This window comes from Bartonella sp. CR84HXZ (genome assembly GCF_042194535.1).
Classification (GTDB): domain Bacteria; phylum Pseudomonadota; class Alphaproteobacteria; order Rhizobiales; family Rhizobiaceae; genus Bartonella; species Bartonella grahamii.
Window position 1 is genome coordinate 1 of record NZ_JBHIMY010000038.1, and the last position, 4,854, is coordinate 4,854.

The 4,854-nt window shown below is 35.7% G+C and carries 5 protein-coding genes and 1 pseudogene; all 6 read left to right on the forward strand.

The genetic code is table 11. The annotated features are described in order from the left end of the window. Nucleotides 1–813: hypothetical protein (locus tag ACFIKD_RS08695; RefSeq protein WP_375647778.1), on the forward strand; the 813-nt coding region annotated here is incomplete at its 5' end. A gap of 273 nt (nt 814–1,086) precedes the next feature. After that, a complete protein-coding gene (locus ACFIKD_RS08700; RefSeq protein WP_375647780.1) occupies nt 1,087–1,416 on the forward strand; it encodes a hypothetical protein in 330 nt (109 codons plus the stop codon). Next, nucleotides 1,403–1,861: a hypothetical protein gene (locus tag ACFIKD_RS08705; RefSeq protein WP_375647781.1), complete on the forward strand. Its 459-nt coding sequence runs from the start codon at nt 1,403–1,405 to the stop codon at nt 1,859–1,861. The genes ACFIKD_RS08700 and ACFIKD_RS08705 overlap by 14 nt, the downstream gene beginning before the upstream one ends. Nucleotides 1,862–2,196: 335 nt before the next feature. Further along, on the forward strand, nt 2,197–2,979 hold the full coding sequence (locus tag ACFIKD_RS08710) for a hypothetical protein (protein WP_375647782.1): 783 nt from the start codon (nt 2,197–2,199) through the stop codon (nt 2,977–2,979). A gap of 237 nt (nt 2,980–3,216) precedes the next feature. Then, nucleotides 3,217–4,692, forward strand: coding sequence for a replicative DNA helicase (locus ACFIKD_RS08715; RefSeq protein WP_375647784.1), 1,476 nt, complete (start codon nt 3,217–3,219; stop codon nt 4,690–4,692). Nucleotides 4,693–4,777: 85 nt separating this feature from the next. Continuing rightward, nucleotides 4,778–4,854 (forward strand): annotated as a pseudogene (locus ACFIKD_RS08720) (single-stranded DNA-binding protein); the annotation flags it as partial.

A 4,854-nucleotide genomic window follows, 5' to 3' on the forward strand; every position in this document is an offset into this window, starting at 1 on the left:
GCAGCAAAAGCTAGATGGGATAAAAACAAAGATAAAAGTAATGATGATGCACGTGCAATGCATGAGCAATGCACAAGCAATGCATACGCAATGCACGAGCAATGCTTGGAAATGCACAATAACATTAACATTAACAATAACAAAAAAAATAAAAATATTATTTTATCAAAAAGAGAAATTGATTTTGAAAATTTAGAAACAAACGATTTTGTTGAAAAGGCAATCGAGTGTGATGTTGAAAGCCAATCAGAACAAATCAAAACGATAGAAACCAAACAACCAATCATTCGCGAGCAAAATATCAATCTTTCAAACGAAGTTAACAACCGATGGCAAATTAACGAAGCGATGATTGCGAAATTGCCTTCACGAAAAGTTAAAAAGGTTGGAAAAAAACTTTCAGAAATCTTTGACACGATGATGCCTGCTTATTTTCCAGAGAAAGCAAACTTTTTTGAAGGAACAAAGAAAATAAGCGAAAAACAAGAGGTTGAAAGAATACTAGAAGATTTCAAACCCGATTTTCAATACGCAACTGAACAAGGATTAACGCATGATGAAGCCTTATCAGAATTTGAAAAATTTGTACGCTTTTCAAAATCCAACCCATGTCGAAATGCAAATGAACGCGATTGGCAAAGCGCTTGGGATAATTGGATTACGCATCCAGAATATGGATTGGTAATTAAGAAACACAAAAAATTAGAAACGGAAAAACTATATGCAACCGCATGCTATAAATCATCAACAAACAGTTTCGCAAATAACCTTTCAGAAAGCTTCAATCAACTTGCAACAGCGATCTACGCTTAAAGACACTTATGGATCAGAAATAGAGCTTTTGTCGGGATTATCAGTCATGAAATCGTATTTAAAAGCATCCGAAAAAACAGCAAAGTAGTGAAATTTGCTGATGATTTTGAGAATAGACGTGCGTTTAAATTGACAGAAAGGCACCGTACAGAGCGATTTAAAGATTTTGTGATAAAAACCACATTGAAATTAAAAACGCTTCTGTACAGTCCATTTTGAGGCGAATAAACCCATTGGTAAAGTTATGGATTTAGATAGGGGATATTAAACCAGATGTTTTTAAAAAAACGTAAACAGAAGGGGCAAAAAAAGTGGGTTGCAACAGCGGTTGGATATGCACCATGGGGATTAGGGGTAGCTGAGTATTTTTACAACTTATATGAATATGATGATGGTACAAGAGAATACGAAGAATTTGACGGTGGTCAGTATCATGAGATGCCTGAGAAAGTTGATTACAGTACCAAGGCGCAAGTGAAAGCATGGGTTTATGGGGGTGGTATTCCGCAAAGCGTTCTCAATTACGAACCTCTTATAGACGAGATCAATAAAGAGATCAAAAAATTATCAAAAACCGCAGGAAATAAATATGTTTACAGATAAGCAGCTAAGAGCCTTGTTTGGTATTATAATTTTTATATTTTTATGTTTTTTAGGAATTAAAAAAAATCTTTACTTTATTCAGAGTATTTTGACATTCGCATCTGTTTCTTTGGTAATAGTCACAACGGTTTTTGCAATTTTATGCAATTCCAATATTCCTTCTGAGTTGCAAAACAACCCAAAATACAAATGCGGAAATACAACAGGTTGGAAGATATTAACACGTGATTTACAACAGCATATGCACCGACTCTTAAAGCTAATAAGTTTAGCACTTGTCGTTTTAATTTTTCCAAATAGTTATACTGTATTTTGGTATTTAGATATCGTTCTTTGGTACTTTTTTGTAGTTTGTTCATTCTTTCTCATGTTGCATACACGCAGTTTAATAAACATGTTCATTTACGCACTACATTTTATACTAAAAACCAAAAGTAAAATTTAAAAGCACTTGATATTCAACTAGGTAGGTATCAAAATGAAAAAAATAAAAAATACGTATTGACTTTAAAGAAAGGTTCGTTTATTGAGGTTGGCAAGTGCTTAACAAACACTATAGCGAATAGCGGATAAATCACGATAAGGTTTCTCCCATTTCTTAAAATACTGACTTTCTTTTATGCTATCTCTAGCATATAACGATTTTGTCGGGTGTGGTCACATCATACAATACTCTTTATGAGAAAAGTGTGACGACGGACTATTCGCCGTGTTTGTTAGCGCCCGACGCCCTTATAGGGCTGTTAATAACAAACAATTTAAACGAATAGGATTACTAGCATGAGTGCTACAGTTACAAATCAAGAAACTTCTCCAAAATATGAACTTACTAATGAAACGCGTGTGTTTAATAATCAAACTCTTTATCGCATTCGTGCTTTAAGAGATTTTGATGATGTTAAAGCTGGTCAATTGGGCGGCTTTATTAAAGATGAGAGTGATCTGTCTCATAAAGGCAATTGCTGGGTTTATGATGATGCTATGGTTATCCAAGCAAGCGTTTCCGAAAATGCCAAAATACGCAATAATGCTTGTGTTGTGAATTATGCTAAGGTTTATGGTAATGCTGTGATTAGTGATAAGGCATGGGTTTTGAGTGATAAGGCACATGTTTATGACAATGCAGTCATTAATGGAAATGCAAAAATTGGTGGCTATGTTTTTGGCAATGCCGTTGTGAGTGATAATGCCGTTATTACTGAGGGAGCTCTTATTTATGATAATGCCCGTGTTTATGAAAATGCGTATGTGAGTGGGCTTGTGTTTAATGATGCCCATGTCTACGGTAAATCACGCCTTGCTGCGTGGTCAAAAGCTTATGGCAATGCTCATGTTTTTGATAAAGCTATAGTTTATGATGGTAGCAATATTTATGACAATGCCAAGGTTTCTGGCTCGGCGCGTGTTGGTCCCTGTGCAAAAATTCATGATAATGCTCATGTGAGTGGCAAGGCACAAATTTGCCAATTTACAACGATTTATGGCAATGCTGTGCTTAAAGAAAATAAGAAATTTTCTGAAGATATGTGTGGTGATAATCAGTCACTAAAAGACGCTGCTTAAATAACGCGGGGGGCTGCTTTGTAGCAAAAAAGCCGCGTCCTTTAAGACACGGCTTTTATTATCAAAACAGCTAGCGATCTAAATAAACGATTAAAGTAACCAATCGAAATATAAAAGAACATCTCTTTATTGCACAAAACGTATCAAAAAGCAAGCTGTTAAGTAAAATAAAAATGGGATTCACACTGTAGATTCAGTGATTTATAATTATCATTTATCAAATCAATTTAAATCATAATGAATAAAATGAGCGCTGTTAAATTACCTTATTTTCAAACAGAAGAACAATCTTCTTTTCGTCAATTGCCCCATAATATTGAAGCAGAGAAAGCTTTGCTGGGTGCTATCATTATCAATAATAATGCTCTTGATAGCGTTTCTGATTTTTTAAAAGCAGAGCACTTTTTTGAACCGTTGCATCAAAGGCTTTTTGATATCATTTCAAAAATTATCCAAAATGGAAAAGTTGCAGATCCCATTACTATTAAGCCCTTTGTTGAAAATGATGAGAAAATTGGTGACATCACTGTATATAATTACGTGGTGCGTTTAGCTACAGAGGCAGTCACAATCATTAATACTAAAGATTATGGGAGCGTCATTTATGATCTGTTTATCCGACGCTCTTTAATTAACCTTGGCACTCAAGTTGTGAATAGAGCTTATGATGCTTCTGTAGAACTTACAACATCACAACAAATTGAAACTGTTGAAAATCAATTATTTGAGCTAGCAGAAAAAGGGAAATATGGAGGTGGATTTGAAAATTTTAATACAGCCATTACAAAAGCACTTAACATGGCAAGCGCTGCGAAAAAGCGTTCTTCAAAGCTCTCAGGGATAGCTACCCATATCAAAACTCTTGATGAGAAAATGGGGGGATTACAAGCATCTGACTTAATTATCCTTGCGGGACGCCCTGCTATGGGGAAGACCTCTCTTGCTACCAATATTGCTTTTAATATTGCCAATGCTTGCAAGCGTCATGATAACAGCCAAGCCAATGAAGGGGGTATTGTTGGTTTCTTCTCACTTGAGATGTCATCTGAACAGCTTGCAACCCGTATTATCTCAGAACAAATAAAGGTTTCTTCTTCTGATATGCGTCGTGGTAATATCTCAGAAGAGCAATTTGCAAAAATTATTCACGCAATGCGTTCCTTACAAACAATCCCTCTTTATATTGATCAAACAGGTGGTGTGTCTATTGCACAATTGTCCGCCCGTGCAAGGCGTCTTAAACGACAACATGGTCTAGATGTCTTGATTATTGATTATATCCAACTCATGACAAGCGGTTCAAAGCGTTCATTAGAAAATCGCGTTCAAGAAATTACAGCCATTACCACCGGATTAAAAGCACTTGCAAAAGAACTCAATATTCCCATCATTGCTCTGTCACAACTTTCGCGTCAAGTTGAAAACCGAACCGATAAACGTCCCCAATTATCCGATTTACGTGAATCTGGTTCAATCGAGCAAGATGCCGACATTGTTTTGTTCGTCTATCGCGAAGAATACTATCTCAAAAATGAAGAACCCAAAGAAGGCACTGCTGAGTATAGCAAATGGCAAGATGCAATGGAGCAAGCCAAGGGTAAAGCCGAGGTTATTATAGCAAAACAACGCCATGGTCCGACAGGAATCGTTCCCCTTGCCTTTCAATCCGATTTTACACGCTTTAGTGATTTAGAACATAATGTAACACTTTAAATAATTGTTATTAGCTAACTGAAAACATTGTAAAAACACATAAAACATGTTATGATCTTTACATTATTTAATGGAACTTACAAACATGCTTAATAAAGTGATTTTAATTGGTCATTTAGGTGCCAATCCAGAAAGCAAAACAATGTCATCTGGCATCGAGGT